Origin of the sequence: Methylophaga sp. (genome assembly GCF_048266885.1) — a bacterium.
Lineage (GTDB): Bacteria > Pseudomonadota > Gammaproteobacteria > Nitrosococcales > Methylophagaceae > Methylophaga.
In genome coordinates this window covers 1-19,717 of sequence record NZ_JBLWYR010000016.1, presented here as the reverse complement: position 1 = coordinate 19,717, position 19,717 = coordinate 1, and the positions used below count along the sequence as shown (strand labels likewise).

Annotated in this window: 16 protein-coding genes; 10 read left to right on the top strand and 6 right to left on the bottom strand. The window is 44.5% G+C overall.

Annotated features, from left to right (window positions below):
- Positions 1-9: 9 nt before the first annotated feature.
- Together ACN0V2_RS09135 and ACN0V2_RS09130 are read right to left on the bottom strand one after the other, a co-directional pair.
- Positions 10-1,650, bottom strand: a complete 1,641-nt coding sequence (locus ACN0V2_RS09135; RefSeq protein WP_417550503.1) for an acetolactate synthase large subunit — start codon at positions 1,648-1,650, stop codon at positions 10-12.
- Positions 1,651-1,736: 86 nt separating this feature from the next.
- Complete coding sequence (locus ACN0V2_RS09130) at positions 1,737-2,618, bottom strand: OmpA family protein (protein ID WP_417550502.1); 882 nt, start codon at positions 2,616-2,618, stop codon at positions 1,737-1,739.
- A gap of 206 nt (positions 2,619-2,824) precedes the next feature.
- On the opposite strand from ACN0V2_RS09130, the gene ACN0V2_RS09125 reads away from it, so the two are divergent.
- From ACN0V2_RS09125 to ACN0V2_RS09100, 6 genes are all read left to right on the top strand, one after another.
- Positions 2,825-5,800 (top strand): EAL domain-containing protein, encoded by a 2,976-nt coding sequence (locus tag ACN0V2_RS09125; RefSeq protein ID WP_417550501.1) that lies wholly within the window; start codon positions 2,825-2,827, stop codon positions 5,798-5,800.
- Between the two features lie 80 nt (positions 5,801-5,880).
- A complete protein-coding gene (locus tag ACN0V2_RS09120; RefSeq protein ID WP_417550500.1) occupies positions 5,881-6,369 on the top strand; it encodes a hypothetical protein in 489 nt (162 codons plus the stop codon).
- Between the two features lie 60 nt (positions 6,370-6,429).
- On the top strand, positions 6,430-7,740 hold the full coding sequence (locus ACN0V2_RS09115; RefSeq protein WP_417550499.1) for a sodium-dependent transporter: 1,311 nt from the start codon (positions 6,430-6,432) through the stop codon (positions 7,738-7,740).
- A 127-nt stretch (positions 7,741-7,867) separates the two neighbouring features.
- On the top strand, positions 7,868-9,985 hold the full coding sequence (locus tag ACN0V2_RS09110) for a VTT domain-containing protein (RefSeq protein WP_417550498.1): 2,118 nt from the start codon (positions 7,868-7,870) through the stop codon (positions 9,983-9,985).
- Positions 9,982-10,689, top strand: coding sequence for an endonuclease/exonuclease/phosphatase family protein (locus tag ACN0V2_RS09105; RefSeq protein ID WP_417550497.1), 708 nt, complete (start codon positions 9,982-9,984; stop codon positions 10,687-10,689). The genes ACN0V2_RS09110 and ACN0V2_RS09105 overlap by 4 nt, the downstream gene beginning before the upstream one ends.
- An 81-nt stretch (positions 10,690-10,770) precedes the next feature.
- Complete coding sequence (locus ACN0V2_RS09100) at positions 10,771-11,496, top strand: proteasome-type protease (protein ID WP_417550496.1); 726 nt, start codon at positions 10,771-10,773, stop codon at positions 11,494-11,496.
- Between the two features lie 19 nt (positions 11,497-11,515).
- On the opposite strand, the gene ACN0V2_RS09095 is transcribed toward ACN0V2_RS09100, so the two are convergent.
- The 4 genes from ACN0V2_RS09095 to ACN0V2_RS09080 form a co-directional block, all read right to left on the bottom strand.
- A complete protein-coding gene (locus tag ACN0V2_RS09095; RefSeq protein WP_417550495.1) occupies positions 11,516-12,532 on the bottom strand; it encodes a zinc-binding metallopeptidase family protein in 1,017 nt (338 codons plus the stop codon).
- Positions 12,529-13,470, bottom strand: a complete 942-nt coding sequence (locus tag ACN0V2_RS09090) for an alpha-E domain-containing protein (protein WP_417550494.1) — start codon at positions 13,468-13,470, stop codon at positions 12,529-12,531. The genes ACN0V2_RS09095 and ACN0V2_RS09090 overlap by 4 nt, the downstream gene beginning before the upstream one ends.
- Positions 13,470-14,930 carry a circularly permuted type 2 ATP-grasp protein gene (locus tag ACN0V2_RS09085; RefSeq protein ID WP_417550493.1) on the bottom strand — a complete coding sequence of 487 codons (1,461 nt, stop codon included), beginning with the start codon at positions 14,928-14,930 and terminating at the stop codon, positions 13,470-13,472. The genes ACN0V2_RS09090 and ACN0V2_RS09085 overlap by 1 nt, the downstream gene beginning before the upstream one ends.
- Before the next feature lie 115 nt (positions 14,931-15,045).
- A complete protein-coding gene (locus tag ACN0V2_RS09080; RefSeq protein ID WP_417550492.1) occupies positions 15,046-15,543 on the bottom strand; it encodes a hypothetical protein in 498 nt (165 codons plus the stop codon).
- Between the two features lie 200 nt (positions 15,544-15,743).
- Here ACN0V2_RS09080 and ACN0V2_RS09075 point away from each other — a divergent pair, with 200 nt between their 5' ends.
- The 4 genes from ACN0V2_RS09075 to ACN0V2_RS09060 form a co-directional block, all read left to right on the top strand.
- A complete protein-coding gene (locus ACN0V2_RS09075; protein WP_417550491.1) occupies positions 15,744-16,862 on the top strand; it encodes a porin in 1,119 nt (372 codons plus the stop codon).
- 46 nt (positions 16,863-16,908) lie between these two features.
- Positions 16,909-18,132, top strand: coding sequence for a formamidase (gene fmdA, locus ACN0V2_RS09070; protein ID WP_339776845.1), 1,224 nt, complete (start codon positions 16,909-16,911; stop codon positions 18,130-18,132).
- 15 nt (positions 18,133-18,147) lie between these two features.
- Positions 18,148-18,504, top strand: coding sequence for an FmdB family zinc ribbon protein (locus tag ACN0V2_RS09065; RefSeq protein ID WP_417550490.1), 357 nt, complete (start codon positions 18,148-18,150; stop codon positions 18,502-18,504).
- A 64-nt stretch (positions 18,505-18,568) separates the two neighbouring features.
- On the top strand, positions 18,569-19,717 hold a 1,149-nt coding region (locus tag ACN0V2_RS09060), incomplete at its 3' end, for a transporter substrate-binding protein (protein WP_417550489.1).

Here is a 19,717-nt window from a genome sequence, read left to right as displayed (position 1 = left end):
AAGGCTTCCTTATAAAATGCAGATTTTTTGTTTCAACCCCTCATTGAGAATTGAGTGGTTGAGAGAGTAGTCGATGGCGACATCAATTAAATGTACACCAGGGGTGTTAATGGCTTCACGCAGCATTTTATCAAACTCGATATAGCTACTGGGGCGATGACCAAAGGCGCCATAACTGTCAGCATATTTCACAAAGTCGGGATTGTTAAAACTCAAACCGAAGTCATTAAACCCCATGCCCTGTTGTTTCCATTTGATCATACCGTAAGCATTATCATTCAAAATGATGACCACTAGATCCAGCTTAAGCCGCACTGCAGTTTCCATTTCCTGTGAGTTCATCATAAAGCCGCCATCGCCACATACAGCAACGACTTTACGTTCAGGGTGCAATAATTTAGCTAACATCGCTGTAGGCAAACCAGCCCCCATGGTTGCCAATGCGTTATCTAATAATAAGGTGTTGTTTTCATAACACTGATAATTGCGGGCAAACCAGATTTTGTAGAGCCCATTATCCAGCGCCAGGATATCTTTTTCGCCAAGTGCTGCACGAATTGTGGTCACGGCGCTTTGCGGCAAAATCGGAAAGCGATCATCTTCACTATATAAACCAAGCCGTTGCTGAACTTCTTGTTTTACGCGATAGAAATAGGAAAAGTCCCAATTTGATTGTGGTGATAATGCATCAGAAAGACGGTTGATAGAGGTAGCCAGATCGCCGATAACATCCAGCTGTGGAAAGTAAACCGGATCGACCTCAGCTGGTTGAAAATTGATATGAATAACCGGTGCGCCGCCGTCTTTCATAAAGAAAGGAGGCTTTTCCACCACATCGTGACCCACATTGATAATCAGATCGGCCCGTTCAATAGCACAATGCAAGTAATCAGACTCAGATAAAGCGGCTGTGCCCAGGTAGCTGTCATGACGTTCATCAATAACGCCTTTACCGAGCTGGGTGTTAAAGAATGGAATACCCGTTTTTTCGACAAACCGAGTTAATGCTTTACTGGCACGTTTACGATTTGCGCCGGCACCAATCAATAACAGCGGCATATTGGCTTTGCGGATCATTTCCAACGCATCTTTTATCGCCGTGTTATCGGCATCCGGACGTCGAATATTTTCCACCACATAAATTCTGTCCTGAACTTCCTCGGCTGCAATATCTTCGGGTAACTCGATATGCACAGCACCTGGACGTTCCTGAACTGCAATACGACAAGCCTCTCGCACCACAGCACCAATGGTATTGCCATGTACCACCTGTTTGGTGAACTTGGTGATGGGACGCATCATATTGACGATATCAACAATCTGGAATAAAGCCTGTTTACTGGCCTTAATCGGTTTTTGCCCGGTAATGATCAGCATCGGCATACCGCCCAGCTGGGCATACGCCGCCGGGGTAATCAGATTGGTTGCACCAGGCCCCAATGTTGATAAGCAGACTCCGGGCTTGCCTGTTAACCGTCCGTAATTTGCAGCCATAAATCCCGCACCTTGTTCATGTCGGGTAATGATCAGTTTGATGGTGGAATGTTGTAATGAATCAAGGAAATCGAGGTTTTCTTCGCCAGGGATACCAAAAATATATTCGACCCCTTCGTTTTCTAACGCTTTAACCAGCAGATCAGATGTTTTCATGGAGTGTTCCTAGGTCCTCTGAGTGGGCGGAGCAATCATCGCGTCATTGCTTGGTTGTACCATAAATAATCAAGGCATCACAGACCTTATTGAGTGAGGACAGCTATTTCTACCCTTCGGTTGCGTGCTCGACCAGAATCCGTGTCATTTTCTGTGATAGGACGTGTATCGGCGTAGCCTTCAACACGAAATCGTTCAGCTTGATATTCAGGATAGCGCAAGAGTTCATGTAATACAGAAGTTGCCCGTGATCCTGATAATTCCCAGTTGGAACGATATTGAGATGTACTGAGAGGCCTGTTATCAGTATGCCCGGAAATGACTAAAGGATCATCCGTCTCTGCCAGAGCTTCCGCAATAGTTTTCAATACTGGTAAAAAGGCGGGTTTAATTGAAGCAAGCCCAGAGGGAAAAGATGCTTGTTCATCAATAGTGATAACCACTCTATCTTCACGAGTTTCTACTTGCAATATTCCTTCATCAATTTGTTTTTGCAATGCTTGTTTAATTTGCATCAACTGGCGTTGCTGCTTGGCTTGCAAATACAAATTGAGATCATTGGTATTAAGAATGGGTTTAGTTGGATCGCCCGTCTGTCTCACTTGTTGAATAACGGTCACATCAGAAGGGTTTGGCGAAAAGGTTTGTTTTATAATGGAGGTTCCCATTGGAATAGTTTCTGGTACTTCAGGGGGAGTAACCCCATAAGCATTATCCATTGATTGAGCCACCATTTTTAAGCGGATAACATCCAATTCCGACATCGATAAAAGCAACACAAAAAAGCACAATAACAACGTCATTAAATCAGCAAACGTAGCGATATAGGCAGGGATAACTTTACGTTTTACCATTCGATTTGAAGCACTAGGCGTCCGTTTTTGATTGATCATCTGTCCATTAACCAATTCATCCAGATTTTCAAAATTGGCAGATGGAATTAAGGCAGTATTTATGCGAGGTTTCATTGTTACTGTAAGTGCCTGATAAATCAAGGTTTGGGAGGAAAAGGGTGATGAATGTTAACCTTTATTCCTAAGCTCACGTTGTGATGCACACCTCAGCATTAAGTAATTAATTTTTTTTATAGTGATAAATAGTCTAATAATGAACTTTCAATGTAACGTATCCAGCCAGCTATGCTCTGCTGGCAAAGGGTTCTGACGGATGAGTAATGCGATTTTTAATAGCAACTAAACTGGTTTTTAATAGCATGATTGCCACCATCGCATTGCTCATTTTGGTGGCGGCGATTTATCTGGATCATGTTATTCAGGATCGAACAGCCAATGCTCTGCAATCGAAGGTTCAACAACAATTAAGTCACTATCACAACAATCTAGTCACTAACTTACAAAATCACATTCAAATTGTCAGAGGTTTGCCGGGCTTGTTTGCGGTTAATCCACAATTAACGCAAGCACAGTTTGAAATTGCCATGAGTCATTTGATTGGCAAGCACACTCAGTTACGTAATGTCGCTGCTGCTCCGGATATGGTGATTCGCTATATGTATCCCGTGGCGGGCAACGAGCAGGCTATAGGTTTGGATTATCGTCAAGAACCTTCCCAATCTGCGGCTGCAGAGCGCGCCCGAGACACTCGAAAATTAGTCCTGGCAGGTCCACTTGAGTTAAAACAAGGCGGTTTGGGCTTAATCACCCGAATACCCGTTTATCTGTTTGATGAAACGGGACAAGAATATTTCTGGGGCATCATCTCTGCGGTTATTGATGCTGAAAAGTTTTTTGAAGCATCTGGTTTAAATAATACGGAGTTACCAATAGATATTGCCATCCGTGGCAAAGATGGTCTTGGCGCCCAAGGTGAGGTGTTTTTTGGTGATGCCGCCTTATTTGAAAATGAGCCATTAACCATGCCGTTGGCTCTGCCGGAAGGTTATTGGTCACTCGCCGGACAACCAAAAGGTGGCTGGAACGCCAATAAAAACAGTGTATGGCAATCCAGAATCTTGATATATGGAACAGCCCTGGCCGTTTTTGCCTTATTGACGGCCTTTATTCGCTTTATGTTTTCAGCGTCTTTGGCCAATCTAAAATTCAGGCAAGTAATTGATTCCTCTCCAGTTCCCTACATTTTGGTCGGACGAGACCGTAAGATAAGTTTTATCAACCCAGCATTTACCGGGCTTTATGGCTATTCCTTGCGTGATTTACCGACACTGGCATTATGGTGGAATAAAACAAATATACCCAAAAGCTTATTGAAAGCTATTAATGATTGGTGGGACGCCAATCTTGGTGCAAAAACCTTACCTAAAGCTTCTGTTGAACTTAATATCACATGTCTGGATGGTAGTGAGCGACTTGCCTTGCTTTCTGTGTCACCGTTACATGATGCGGTGAATAATGAGCTATTGCTGGTGGTGTATGACATCACCACCCATAAATTGGCCGAGCAGCAAATCCATTTTTCAGAACAGATTTTCAGTCAGGCGCATGAAGGCATTGTGCTCACCGATACTCAAGGCCGTATTCTGCAAGTTAATCCTGCTTTTACCGAAATAACCGGCTATTCCGTTGAAGAAGCTCTGCAAAATACGCCTGCCATGTTGAAATCAGGCAAGCATGATGATGCGTTTTTTCAGCAAATGTGGCAAAGCCTGGAAAGTAAAAATTACTGGCAAGGTGAAATCTGGAATCGTCACAAAGAGGGGCATTTATATGCCTTGATGTTGACGATTTCTTTAATGAAAGATCCACACGGCCATACCCAACACTATGTGGGTTTGTTTTCTGATATCACCCAGTCCAAGGTACAGCAGGAAAAGCTTGAGTTAATGGCGCATTACGATGTGCTGACCCATTTACCTAATCGGATATTGTTTGCTGACAGATTCGCTCAGGCGGTCGCCCATAGTCAGCGGTTGGGCACTTGGTTAGGTGTTTGCTTTTTGGATTTGGATGACTTTAAACCGGTCAACGATACTCACGGCCATAATGTTGGTGATTTATTGCTGGTTGAAGTGGCCAATCGTTTACGGGCTAGTGTGCGAGAAGAAGATACCATTTCCCGCTTTGGTGGGGATGAGTTTGCTATTTTATTCAGAGATATCAATTCTTTTGAGCAGTGTGACCAGTTGCTGACCAGATTGCATCAGGCCTTGGCTGAGCCCTATTGGATAAATAATCTTCGGATTATGATCAGTGCTTCCAGTGGTATCGCCTTGTATCCCATGGATAACGTTGATTTAGATACGTTGCTGCGCCATGCAGACCAGGCCATGTATCAGGCAAAAATCACTGGACGGAACACTTTCAGACTGTTTAATCCCGAGATTAATCAAAAAGTTGTACATAAACATAATGTTGTTCAACGCCTCCGCGAAGCCTTGCTGAACAACGAGTTTGTTTTACATTATCAACCGGAAATCAACATGAAAACCGGCGAAATCATTGCAGTAGAAGCATTGATTCGTTGGCAGCATCCGGAGCGGGGATTGCTCTATCCCAATGAGTTTCTGTCTGATGTCGAAGGCAGTGAATTGGAATTTGATTTGGGCTTGTGGGTTATTGATTCCGCGTTACAGCAGTTGCAACAATGGCAGCAGAACGGCTTATCGATCTTGGTAAGTGTCAATATTGCCGCAAATCACTTGCATGCCAATAACTTCATCGAATCCCTACAACAAACCTTGAGCCGCTTTCCAGATATTAAACCGGCCTCATTGCAATTGGAAATTCTGGAAAGTGGTGCATTGGGTGATGTGCAGCTGCTGAGTCGGATCATTGATGAGTGTCGTGAGTTGGTTGGTGTGCAGATTGCTCTGGATGATTTCGGTACCGGCTATTCTTCATTAACTCATCTTCGCCATTTGGCGGCAAACTCAGTGAAGATTGATCAGAGTTTTGTCCGGGATATGCTGGTGGATGCCAATGATTACAACATTGTGGAGGGTGTGATTAGTTTGGCTAGGGCATTCAATCGACAGGTTGTCGCTGAAGGCGTCGAAACCATTGAGCATGGTCTAATGTTGTTATCAATGGGCTGTGAACTGGCGCAAGGTTATCAAATAGCCCGTCCAATGCCTGCCGCTGATGTTCAAGGCTGGTGCCAACAGTTTGAACTGGAACCTGCATGGAAGGCGCAAGTGCAGTCTGTGAAACGGGCTAAAAAATTATCAAACTAAATGAATCTGCTGCCAGGTTGAATTTATCGTTACTAAATAACTCAAAGTAGTTTGGTTCATTAAAACTATTGGAGCTCGATATGTCTCGTGACTTAACCAAATGGTGTTTCATCTTTCTCATTCTTCTTCCATTTATCAATGGCTGTGCATCACGATCGCAGAGTAATTATTATGCCGATGAGGTAGGAGAAATCATGGCCATTGAGGATGTTTGGATCATCTCATCGCGAATGGTCAAAATTGAGGGCTTAGGCGATAAACGGCCTGGTTGGGGGGCAGCAGTAGGCGCTACAGTTGCAGGAGCTTCGGCTTATGGCATTACTCAGGCAGATAATCCGGCTGGTGTGGCGATTACAATTATTGCTTTAGTCGGTGGGGCGTTGGCGGGACAGCTTTTTGATGAGAAGATAAAGTCAGAGCTCGGCGTAGAATATATCTTGGACAAGCCCACGGGTAACAAGATTGCCGTCATTCAAGCGGTAGAAAGTGCAGACGAGATGTTACCCGCCAAAACACCAGCTTTATTAATGCGAGGTAGAAGCGGCTACTATCGCGTTATTCCACAATAATTTTTTCTAATACATTTAATCCGATCAACTTCAATAGGTTTGAAGCGGAAGAGATTTTTTATGTCAGATCAACGTTTTATCCAACAGTCGAGAAATCAATGGAGTTCTGAGCCAGCCTTTATTGCTTCTATGGCCGCTGCTGCGGTGGGGCTTGGCAACTTATGGCGATTTCCCTATATCGTAGGCGAAAACGGTGGCGGTATTTTTGTCATCGCCTATCTACTCGCATTATTTATTGTTGTTTTGCCCATTATGATGTTGGAGGTGGCTGCTGGGCGACTTACTCACGGCAATACCGTGGCGACCTTCAGGCAAATTAACCGGCTGGGAAGCTCTTACGGTTGGTTTGTTGTGAGTATTACCATTGCCATTACCAGCTATTATTTAGTCATTACTGGGTGGACATTAGGCTATAGCATTGATGCGGCTCGAGGAGAGTTGCGAGTCTTTGATGAGTTTACTCAGGGCTATAACAGTTTTTGGTATTTTCTGGGCATTATCGCATTGGCTTCTATCGTTTTAATCAAAGGGCTAAAAGCGATTGAAGGTCTGTCAAAGTTTCTGATGCCGATATTACTCATCGTGATGATTTTTCTGGTGGTGACCGCCAGCAAAACATCTGGATGGCAGCAAACCGTGAATTTCTTCTTTGAGTTTGACTGGACAAAAATGGGCAATGGCGAATTATGGGTATTTGCTTTTGGGCAGGCATTTTATACGTTGGCAATTGGTCAAGGTTATTTGATCACTTATGGCAGCTATATTCCCCGTAAAACTAATCTTCCCAGAGCCTGTATTATCGTTGCGATGTTTCAAACTGTAGTGGCACTGCTCGCTGCCTGGATGATTTTCCCTTTTGTGTTCAGTCAAGGCTTATCGCCTGATGAAGGTACTCAATTAGCATTTGCTACCATGCCTAAGGTATTTGCCGAGCTTTCCGGTGGCTCAATTATCGGTATAGTTTTCTTTACATTATTTTTTGCTGTGGCGTTTACCTCAACACTTGCAGGCTTAAAGGTCATTGTTTCAGCCTTTACAGAAGAATTTTCTTTGACCAATCTCAAAGCCGTCATGCTCGTTGCAGCCTTAATGGTGCTATTCGGATCAGCATCAGCATTAAGCTTTACCCCGCTCAATTTACAAATTGCAGGTGAACCCGTGTTGGACATAGTGGATCGCATTGCAGGTGGCAATGTCATTTTGTTGTCTGGAGTCATTGGAGCGGCATTATTTTGCTGGTTTATCCCTCCAATTAGAATTCATTCGGTGTTAGGAACAGACTCTCATTGGTGGGAATGGCGTATTTATCTGGTCGGTCGTTTCCTACCGGTCGTGATATTGGTGGCATTGGCAATGAGGTATTTTCGTTAGTCGCCGATAATCCTAGCCATGCCGTTAGGTTAATGAAATTAGGTCGTTAACCTGGGTAAATTGTTATTCAATATTGCTATGGTAGTCTTGATAGATAGTCGATCCTCGCTGGGAGCTTGTTTCTTGTATGCATGACAAAAAAATTATTCGCCTTAAAGAAAATTGTTGGCGTTATGTCAATGCTGATAGAGCAGCATTACTGGTAGATGGTGAGAATTACTTTGGAACGCTTCATAACGCTATCAGTCAGGCCCAATATGCCGTTTACATATTGGCATGGGACATCGATAGTCGGTTGGAGTTACTCCGTGGAAAGCAAAAATCTGATCTCCCCGCGGAATTAGGTAATCTAATAAATACCTTGCTCGATAAACGACCTGATTTAAATGTTTATATTCTGAACTGGGATTGGGCCATGCTCTATACGCTTGAGCGAGAATGGTTGCCTTTGTTCAGGCCCGGCTGGAAAAAACAAGATCGTCTGCATTATCAGCTAGATGGTGAGTGTCCATTTGGAGGTTCGCAGCACCAAAAAGTTGTTGTTGTTGATGACAAACTAGCTTTTTGTGGTGGCATTGATCCCGGAAAACATCGTTGGGATACCAGTGAACATGCCCCTGAAGATCATCGGCGTATTGATCCGGATAAGGAAGCTTATCCGCCGTTTCATGATATGCAGATGATGGTGGATGGTGAGGCAGCCAAGAACCTTGCCGAGCTCGCACGAGACCGTTGGTTCAAAGCAACAGGAGAACAGCTTCCAGAAATTAAGCAAGACGGCAAAGATATCTGGCCGGATGATATTGAACCTGATTTTCATAAAGTGAACATCGCCATCGCCCGGACCCTGCCTGAGTTTAAAGGTCAAGCTGAAATTACTGAAGTCGAAACGTTATATTTGGATGCGATCGCCGCGGCGAAAAATCTAATTTATATAGAAAATCAGTATTTTACATCATGGAAAGTCGCTGAAGTCTTAGCGCAGCGCTTAACTGAGGACAAGGGACTGCAAGTGGTGATTGTATGTCCGAAAATGACAGGGGGATGGCTTGAACAACACACCATGGATGTATTGCGTTCCAGAGTGAGCAGAAAGTTATTTGAGGCTGACAAGTATGGACAGCTTAGGGTGTGTTATCCCCACTATGAGGATTTGGGAGAAGCCTACATTAGTTTGCATAGCAAACTGCTCATTGTGGATGATGTTTTTCTGCGTGTCGGTTCAGCCAATCTGAGCAACCGGTCGATGGGATTGGATAGTGAATGTGATTTGGCAATCGAAGCAGAAAACGAAGAACAGACCCATGCGATAAAAGCATTTCGTCAGCGTTTACTCTGTGAGCATCTCGGACTGAGGAGCGATGAGCTTGAAGATCTGCTATCAGAGCATGGATCATTGATCACGTTAATTGATGCCCGAGAAAATGCCTCTAGAACACTTCGCTCATTGGACTGTGAGATTGATGAAGACATTGATGGTTTGACCCCAACAGCTGATTACATCGATCCTGAACGACCAGTCGATTCAGTTCAAATGAGCCGTAAGCTGGTGCCGATAGACGAACCAAAATCCCCCAAAAAACAAATTATTATCGCAGCACTGGTTTTACTGGCAGTCATTGCCATGACGGCATTATGGAAATGGACACCGTTAAATGAACTTTTGACGCCAGAAAACATGAAACAGTGGATCAGTGCTTTAAATGACAATCCATTTACGCCTGTCATTGTCATCACCGTATTTGCGATTGCTGGTCTTATCGCTATCCCGTTGACCTTATTGGTTGTTACCGTTGCTATTAGTTTTGGTGCATGGCCTGGCAGTATTTATGCACTTGCAGGGTCATTATTAAGTGCAACTTTGGCCTATATCTTAGGCCACTGGTTGGGGCGCACTAGTGTGTCTGAAATGGCCGGCTCAAAATTAAATCGTTTATCTAAAAGGTTAGCAAATCATGGTGTGATGGCAATTATTACCGTCAGGATTATTCCCGTAGCACCTTTTACATTGATCAATTTGGTGGCTGGAGCGTCTCACATAAAATTTAGAGATTTTATCTTAGGGACTTTAATTGGAATGTTGCCCGGTATCTTGGCAATAACCGTTTTTGCCAACTCTTTACTCAGAGTTGTTCAGCAACCCGAACCAATAGAAATTGCCGTGTTCGTAGTGGTGGTATTTTTTATTGGTGCCTTACTGTACGGCGTTAAAAAATGGCTGAATAGAATTTCAACAGACACGTGACTGAAATAACCCCACCAAAAACACTCACAATAGCGACTTATAATATTCATGCCTGTATTGGAGCGGATGGTCGTTTTGATCCCGCAAGAATTGCTGCGGTTATACGAGAGCTTGATGCCGACATTATTGCCTTGCAAGAGGTCGAGCATCACTCTATTGATGATCTGGATCTGTTGGAATATCTCGCTTATCAAACGGGGCATGAAGCAATAGCTGGTCCGACTTTGTTTCGGGAAACCCGTCATTATGGCAATGCTTTGCTCAGCCGACTGCCTATAAGATCATTCAAACATATCGATTTATCGGTAACAGGGTATGAACCACGAGGCGCTATAGAAGCCACGTTTGATGCTTCGGGCTATGAATTACAAATCATCGCCACACATCTAGGTTTGAAACCGGCAGAACGACGTTGGCAAGTTAAACAGTTATTAGATCTTAAATCGCAACAAGAAGCTGATATTAGTTGTTTATTAGGCGACGTAAATGAGTGGTTACTCTGGGGTAGACCATTGCGCTGGCTGCATCGACATTTTAGTAAGCAACCCCATTTAGCGACGTTTCCGGCCCGCTGGCCGATTTTTGCTTTAGATCGAATCTGGATTGCCCCACAACGGTGCCAAATTAAATTATCGGTTCATAAATCTGCATTAGCATACCAAGCCTCGGATCACTTACCTTTAACCGCAAAAATAATTTTCTGAAAAAAGGCATTAAATCGGTTTCTATTATTGCCCTACTGAAGATTTACGACTATCTTTGACAAGATTATTTCAGAGGCGTGTATGACTTATTGTGTAGCCATTACCTTAGATGCCGGATTAGTGCTGACATCCGATTCCCGAACCAATGCCGGAATCGATCAGGTGAGTACTTATAGCAAAATGACACGTTTCGAAACGCATGCAGACCGGTGTTTAGTGTTGTTGAGTGCAGGTAATTTAGCGACGACACAATTTGTGGTGGAGCAGATCCACCGGGATATCCATGAAGGCCAAGCGCGAAATCTCAATACCTTAAGTTATTTATCCGATACCGCCGACTATATCGGTGAAATTCTCAGCAGCCGTATTCGCCGATACTCTGAAAATGAAGCATCTGGCTTTGCCCCAGAAGCGACTTTGTTACTGGCTGGTCAAATTCAGGGTGGCCCTCCGCAGGCTTACATGATTTATCCACAGGGCAATCATATCACTAGCTCGAAAGAGACCCCTTATTTGCAGATTGGTGAAAGCAAATATGGCAAACCGGTTTTGGATCGTTTTATCCGGCCGGATACTTCTCTGCTGGATGCGGCCACCTGTTCACTGATTTCCATGGACTCCACCATGCAGAGTAATGTCAGTGTCGGTCCACCGATTGAAGTGCTGATGTATAAAAAAGACAGTTATGATCTAAGTGCTCACTATCGGTTTGGCGTCGAGAATGCCTATCTGATTGAATTAAGAAAGGCTTGGGGTGATAAACTCCGTCAAGCCTTTACCGAGATGCCTAGATTCAGCGAACAGTAAGTAATAATGTGGTTAAAGGTTACTCTCGATGCATCAAATCATGAATAAATTGCAGTTTCTTTTGTACTTTAGTTGAAACCACAAAGGGATAAGCATCGACATTACCGATACTTCTATTCAGCGCGTTTAACACCAACACCAATTGCATCCATTCCGATAACCATACATGAAATTCCCGATCCATCTCGGCCTGTCTAATAACGTCAAAGGCTACAGCCGTTTCCAACGTTTCGTGCATTAAAAGATAATGTGCCCATGTTTCCGCCCAGTCCTCAAGCGCATGTGCACTGGCGTAGGCCGAGATATATTCCTGTTGAAAATCTTCGGGGGGACCAGCCTCATAATAAGCCGCTAACGCCTGCGGATAATCAACGGTATCATCACCGAATAACGCTTTAAAATCGTTATAAATTGACTGATTTTTAATCAATTTATCCCAATAAAAATGACCGATTTCATGGCGGAAATGACCTAATAATGTTCGATAAGGTTCATTCATCGCCTCACGCGCAGCTTCGCGATAGCTATTATCGGCCTCGGAAGCATTAAGCGTGATGACGCCTGCAGCATGACCACTGAAAACCTGCTCATGGCCATCAATAGGATTACTTATCTGATCTTCCAGAAAGTGAAACTGTAGTCGCTGAATATCATCAGCTGGCCAGTTATCGATCGGTAAGCCAAGCCTGAGCAGGCCATACAGCATCCTGCGTTTTGCTGACTCTAATACCGACCATCGTTTAACGTTGTAAGGATAGTTTTGATTGGGAATGACTCGTGTCAAACGGCACGATAGACATTGGGTAAAGTTATCATCGGTAGACAATAACCAGTTGCACTGCATCTGGTGTTGATGATGAACGCAGCGTTTATAGCGTTTCTCCGGATTTTTCACCGAGCGGAACTGGCCTTTGTAAGGCTCGATACTGATGAGCTTTTGCTGCTCGGGATCAAAACCTAAAATACTGTTACAGCTGTTGCAGTAAGTATTATCAAAAAAAACTTCTTGCCCGCAGTGGCAATAGAACCGTCTCATGCCACAGATCTATCGGGATGAAACCATTGTTGACTGATTTGACTGCTCAAATCCGCAAGCTTGGCCTGCAATTCATCCATGCGGGTATGGATCATTTCGGCCGGCAGTTCGTTCAGTCTCTCTGTAAATATTTCGGACATAATTATTTGATGATGTTCCAAGGTTGAGGTGGACTGCGGCAAGGGCCATATATAACGTCCAATCGCTTTTAACGAGAAGAATAATGACCGCGGAAATGCTTCGTCGCGTATTAAGAACGTTAACACGCCATCAGCATTCATCGATGAGCTATGCGCTTGAGTGTACATCTGCTGAGCACTTAATGCGCGTAATAAATGTGTCCACAAAATGCCTTCTGCAGCACGCAATGATTCACTGCGATTTTCGGCCATCAACAATGAGGTCATTTCCAGAATTCGACTGGTCATATCCGCACGTTCCAGATGTTTAGCTGTTTGCATAAAATGATAGGCATGGTTACGGCTCATATGATTTGCCAATATGCCCCACACCGTTTGGCAACGTTCCATAATGGTCAGCAGCAATTGCTGACGCCGCCGACGATTACTGATCGCGGCCATTTCATTTTTAACCAGTAAATACAGTTCGTTCACCTGTTCCCAGGTTTCTTCCGGCAGGATATCTAAAGAAGTTCGAGCATTTTCTCTAACAGCCGATAGAGAATTAAGTAGCGAAATTGGATTGTTGGGTTCTGCCAGCAAAAATTGCATCACATTATTTTCATTAATCTGATCAAAGTTAGCGTGATAGAACATATCAGCATCGAAAATGGTCACTAGCGTAAACCAGTCAATTTCGACGTCCCGAGGTAAGTCCATCAATAACCCAGTATGAACATTGATGAGCCGGGCAGTGTTTTCCACCCGTTCCAAATACCTAGCCAGCCAATAAACCCGTTCTGCAACCCGCGACAACATTAGCTCAGTCCCCCAAAGTATGAATCATCGACTATCCAGGTATCTTTACTGCCGCCACCTTGCGAGGAGTTGACGACCAGCGAACCTTTGACCAAGGCTACCCGAGTTAATCCGCCAGGTGTGACATAGTTATCTTTACCGGACAGGATAAACGGCCGTAAATCCACATGACGAGGCGCAATATGGTCTCCGCAACTAGTGGGTGAGACCGATAGTTTGAGAGTTGGTTGAGCAATATAGTTGTTGGGATCGGCAATTAATAACTGACGAAACTCTTCAATTTTTTCTTCACTGGAATGTGGACCCACCAACATACCATACCCCCCGGACTCATTAGCAGGTTTAACGACAAGTTCCGGTAAATGGTCGAGAACGTGCTGTAATTGGTCGGGATCTCGACACATCCAGGTTGGTACGTTTGGTAACAAAGGTTCTTCATTCAAGTAATAACGGATCATCGCCGGGACATAGGCATAAATCACTTTGTCATCAGCAACTCCACAGCCAGGTGCATTGGCAATAGCGACCTTACCGTCTCGCCAAGCTTGCATAATTCCGGGTATGCCCAAGGTGGAATCTTCGCGAAATACCAGCGGATCAATAAAATCATCATCAATACGTCGATAAATAACATCGACCCGTTCCAGCCCATGAATGGTTTTCATATAGACATACCCATCATTGGCAACTGTCAGATCAGCTCCTTCAAGCAAGATCAAGCCGGCTTGTTGTGCCAATGCGGCATGCTCGAAATACGCTGAGTTATAGATACCAGGAGTGAGTAACACCATCGTGGGGTGAGCAATATCAGGTGCTAAAGAAGCCAACATGGCCGATAGGTGTGAGGGATAGTCATTTACCGGACTGATGTGCAGTAGTTTGAATAATTCGGGTAACACCCGCTTAGTCGTTTTACGGTTTTCCAGCATATACGCCACACCGGAAGGCACCCGTAAATTATCTTCCAAAACATACATCGTGCCGTTGTCATCGCGAACTAAGTCAGACCCACAAATATGTGCCCAAATCCCATGTGCCGGTTGCATACCTTTACATTGAGGTCGGTAACCTTTGGATTGTAATACGACATCTTCTGGAATCAGTCCATCTCGAATGAAGTTGCCCTCATTGTAGATGTCATTAATGAACATATTTAAAGCACGAATCCGTTGCACCAGCCCCTTTTCGGTGCAGTCCCATTCGCGTTTAGTAATGATGCGAGGAATGATATCGAAGGGCCAAGCACGATCAATATTGCCCGCATCGCTGTACACCGTGAAGGTAATACCACGCTCAAGTATTTCGAGCTCAGAATCCACAATGCGCTGTTCGAAAGCCTCTCTACGCATGGATTTCAGATAATCCAGCAACTTATAGCTGAAGTGTCTTGGCTGATGTTGATCGTACATCAGCTCATCATAGAACTCACCGGGATCATAATCACGCCACAGCTGCATCATGCTCATTTCCCCTTCTTCGGATAGTAATGAAGGTGGGACTGCAATACTTATGCCCTAAATCCCGAAAGGGTCAATATTGCAGCCCACACAACAGCTTTTAGTTCTGATTAGCCGTTCATTGTTGTTGCAACAATGCAGCCCATCCCTTTTTCTGCATACAGCCTAGTAATCCTCTGGTGACCACGCTCATATTGGCTTCTGGTGAATGTTCTTCACCTAGTTCAGCTACACAAGCTTCACTATCAGCCATTAATTTTTCTGGGCCAGCGCCCATCCGCCACCACGAATTAACCTGTAATTTTTCCATAGGATCAACGGGTTTGTCGTCAACTTCAGCCATGGCATCATCCGCTACGGCAATGGTCTTGGTTTCTCCGCGACTGAGTGGAATTAAGGGTTTATCTGGACCTACCACTAACCAGCCTTGTTGTTGCAGACATGCATCAATCTCTTTTTCAGTGCTTGAATCAGATTCGCAGCGCTCTTTTTCACTTTGAAAATCTGTTGCCGTTGCCCCTCGTTTATAACTGAACTCACCCCCGCAGCCAGACAGCATTAACAAACTACCAAATAGGCACAGAGCACCAATTGTGTGAATGGATTGGTGTTTCATTTTTCCTCCTTAACGATCTGTTGTTTAAGACTTCACCAAAGAGTAACTGAAACCCTACGTAACCCATGTACGCAATTTGACGTATTTAAGCACTAGACCCAGCTGACTAGTATGGCTCTCGAACTTAATGGTTGATGAGCACCGAGGCGAATTCAACAACGACGCTTTTTATTATGGTGAGATTTTCGGGAGAAGAAAAAATGAAAAAAATGAACAAAGTCGCCTACTTGGTCGCCTTGGCCACAACCGCTACCCTAGCTCCAATTGCTACTACTCATGCTGCAGGCACCATCACTTTTGGTGAAGATCAGTACATCAGTGTTGGGTTTGGTATGCGTGGCAGCTATAGCAATCTTGAAGATGCGGCAAACGATGGCGGCAACTCAAATGATTTTGAACTGGACAGTGCCCGTTTATATGTTTCGGGTTCGTTAAATAAATACATCAAAGGTATGTTTAACTCGGAAAAATCCGGTGGTAATGATTCTTTCCAAGTTATCGATGCTGCGGGTATTTTCCAGTTTACCCCTGATATGGCTATTTGGGCAGGTCGTTTCTTGTCTCCAAGCTCACGCGCCAACATGGCGGGACCTTACTACACATCTGGTGACGGTTATTGGGCAAACATTACAGCTCGTTATGGCTGGAATGGCGGCACTATCGGCCGTGATGATGGTGTGGCTTTGGTTGCCACCGCATTTGATCAACGATTGGCTTATTCATTCGGAGCGTTTGAAGCCGACAAAATTTTTGAGTTCAGTGGGGTAGGCGACGTTACCGATAATGCTGAACAAGATGATGACCTAATGTATGCCGGTCGTTTGCAATACAGCTTCTGGGATAAGGAGCCAGGCTATTACGGCACCGGTAACTATCTTGGCACTAAAGATATTTTCACCATTGGTTTGGCAGGACGCCATAAAGGCGATGGGTCTGCTTCAGCAACTGAAGTAGGTGATTATTCTCAGTGGACAGTTGATTTGCTAGTTGAGAAGAAACTTGCCGCGGGTGCTGTATCACTGGAAGCCGCCTACTTCGACTATGACACCGATGATGTCTTCCTTTCAGAACAAGGTGAAGCTTACTACGTCAGTACTGGTTATATCTTCAACCAAAGAGTCGGTTGGGGCCAATTTATGCCATTCGTTCGCTACCAAAACTTTGATTCTGATGCTGGCGAAACTGAGCGTACAGACTTTGGTGTGAACTACTTCATTGATGGCTATAACGCATCCGTTACCGCCGTTTATCGCGACCTGGAAAGAGAAGGATTGGCGGATCAAGATCAATTCGTCGTTTCAATGCAGCTGCAATTTTAATCCAAATATTACTTAGCAAAACGTTTCTTCAACGTAGGAGATACCGATGAAAACTTTAGTAAAACTTGATTTAGATAAAAAACCCTGGGAACAGGATGGTCAAATTCATAATCGCTGGCACCCTGATATTCCGATGATTGCCATGGTGAAACCGGGCGATGAATTCCGTGTGGAATGTATGGATTGGACTGGTGGCCAGATCGGTAATAACGACAGTGCCAATGACATTCGTGATGTGGACTTGTTACAAGTCCACTATCTCAGCGGCCCGATTGGGGTGGAAGGTGCAGAGCCTGGTGATTTGATGGTGGTCGACATCTTAGATGTCGGTACTTTTGAAGATTCACAATGGGGTTTTAACGCCTTCTTTTCAAAAGAAAATGGTGGTGGGTTTTTAACCGACCATTACCCTGAAGCACGTAAATCCATCTGGGATTTTAGCGGAATTTACACCACTTCACGTCATGTGCCTAACGTTAAATTCGCAGGCATTATGCACCCAGGTTTGATTGGTTGTTTGCCATCGAAAGAGATGTTGGCCGAATGGAACAAACGTGAAGCAGAATTGATTGCAACCGAACCGGATCGGGTTCCACCTTTAGCACTGCCACCAAATGAACAGGCTGCAGTAATGGGCCGGTTGAAAGGTGATGAAGCAGCCAAAGCAGCAAAAGAAGGTGCTCGTACCGTACCGCCACGTGAGCACGGCGGTAACTGCGATATCAAAGATTTAACTAAGGGTTCTAAAATCTACTTCCCGGTTTATGTGAAAGATGGTGGCTTGTCCATGGGCGACCTTCACTTTTCACAAGGTGATGGCGAAATCACTTTCTGTGGTGCTATCGAAATGGCCGGTTATCTGGATATTAAGGTTAGCCTGATTAAAGACGGTGTGAAGAAATACGGCATCAAAAACCCACTATTCAAAAACAGTCCTTTAACACCGACTTACAGTGACTTCTTGATGTTTGAAGGTATTTCGGTTGATGAGCAAGGTAAACAGCATTATCTGGATGTACATGTTGCTTATCGTCAAGCCTGCCTGAATGCCATCGAATATCTGAAGAAATTCGGTTACACAGGTGAGCAAGCACTATCGATTCTAGGTACTGCCCCAGTTCAAGGTCACATTAGCGGCGTGGTAGATATTCCGAATGCGTGTGCCACGTTATGGATCCCAACAGAAATCTTTGATTTCAACATCAACCCGACGGCAGATGGCCCATCGCAATTTGTCACTCAGGGTTTTGACTTAAGTTCGACATCTTAAGCGGGATATCACGTTATGCCGATATATGACTACCGATGTGAACAGTGTGGCGATTTCAGCGCGCTTCGCAAAATGAGTGAAGCCGGTGAGTCAGTGGAATGTGTTGAATGTGGTGAGATGGCGGTGCGGGTTATCAGCGCACCCTATCTTGCCTTGATGGACCGTAACACGCGTGTGGCCAATGAGCGTAATGAAAAGTCCGCTCATGAACCGAAACAAGTGCGACGTTCCAGCTGCGGTTGCTCAGGAACACATACCTGTAAAACCGATACCACGGATAAAGCCAAAAAAGCAGCACAGGCCAAAAGCAATCCGAATGGCCTGATGATGCAAACAAAGAAAACCGCAAGACCCTGGATGCTCGGTCATTGAGCCCCCAAAACAAACCGTACGGAACAACGTTGTTCACTCTAATTTTGCTAACAGGAGATACACGATGAGCTACTTTAGTCGACGAAAATTTTTAGGCAAAACCGGCGCACTGCTTAGTGCAATGGTAGCTGCTGGTTTTATTACCAGTAGTGCAATGGCGGCGGATTATCCGACTGCTGAAGTCAACACTACCGGCATGGCAGTAACGGATGACACAGTAACGGTGGGTATCCTGCATTCTTTAACCGGCACCATGGCGATCAGTGAAACCGGTGCTCAAGAAGCAGAAAAACTGGCTATCAAACAGATCAATGAAAGTGGCGGTATCCTCGGCCGTCAAATCCAAATCATCCAGGAAGATGGTGCTAGTGATTGGCCAACATTTGCTGAAAAATCCAGAAAACTGTTGGTAAATGACAATGTAGCTGCGGTATTTGGTTGCTGGACTTCCGCATCGCGTAAAGCTGCTTTACCGGTTTTCGAGAAAGAAAATGGTTTGCTGTATTACCCGACATTCTATGAAGGTCTGGAACAATCTAAAAACGTGATCTACACCGGTCAAGAAGCTACTCAACAGATCCTTGCAGGTTTGGATTGGGTTGCCAAAGAAAAAGGTGCCAAAACGTTCTATCTGATTGGTTCTGACTATATCTGGCCACGTACCTCAATGAAAATTGCACGTATTCACATTGAAAAAGTGCTGGGCGGTAAAGTGGTTGGTGAAGAGTACAAACCTTTAGGTGATACCCAGTTCGGTTCGGTTATCAACAAAATTCGTTTGAGAAAGCCTGACGTTATCTTCGCTGCAGTGGTTGGTGGTAGTAACGTTGCTTGGTTCAAACAATTGAATGCGGCAGGTATTACTTCTAAAAATCAAACATTACTGACCTTATCAGTAACGGAAGATGAAGTATTAGGTATTGGTGGTGAAAATCTGGAAGGCTTTTATTCAGTTATGAAGTACTTCCAAAGCCAAGATAATGAGAACAACGTTGCATTCGTGAAAGCATTTAAAGAAATGCATGGCGATGACAGTGTTATCGGTGACGTTACACAAGCCGCTTACCTTGGCCCTTGGCTGTGGAAAGCAGCGGTTGAGAAAGCCGGTAGTTTTGATGTAGATAAAGTGGTAGCTGCTTCTGAAGAGGGTGATATTGAATTAACTACCGCTCCTGAAGGTTACGTCAAGCTGCATCCTAACCATCACTTGTGG